Below are 463 nucleotides of genomic sequence, written 5' to 3'. Positions count from 1 at the left end.
TAGACATGCGCTTGGCGCACACATCTATCGTCAGCATGATTCACATTGTTAAAGAGCGGCTGTTCAGAGAACAGTGAGAAGTCACACAACCTTCACGAGGAAGGCGATATGCTTGTCACTGTGGACTGTGCAGCGTTATCAGGTAGTAGAAGCTGAACCGGACTTTCATGGTGGAGCCAAGCGGGATCGAACCGCTGACCTCCTGCGTGCAAGGCAGGCGCTCTCCCAGCTGAGCTATGGCCCCAAAGTCGGCAAAACCGTGTCGACAAAAGCACGAAGCTTTTGGTGGGTCTGGGCAGATTTGAACTGCCGACCTCACCCTTATCAGGGGTGCGCTCTAACCAACTGAGCTACAGACCCGACACTACTACTCGATAAACTAACTTGATCAGGTAATTCGTTGTGAGCACTTGCCGCGAGCAGTAGACAGTGTCGATAAGGAGGTGATCCAGCCCCAGGTTCC

The 463-nt window shown here is 52.9% G+C and carries 2 tRNA genes; both read right to left on the bottom strand.

Going from position 1 to position 463, the window contains the following annotated elements:
- Positions 1-168 precede the first annotated feature (168 nt).
- Positions 169-244: transfer RNA gene (locus QD356_RS17755), tRNA-Ala, on the bottom strand.
- Positions 245-283: 39 nt separating this feature from the next.
- A tRNA-Ile gene (locus tag QD356_RS17750) sits at positions 284-360 on the bottom strand.
- Positions 361-463 lie beyond the last annotated feature (103 nt).

Origin of the sequence: Cobetia sp. 2AS (assembly GCF_029846355.1) — a bacterium.
Lineage (GTDB): Bacteria > Pseudomonadota > Gammaproteobacteria > Pseudomonadales > Halomonadaceae > Cobetia > Cobetia amphilecti.
This window is presented reverse-complemented; position numbering and strand designations above follow the sequence as displayed.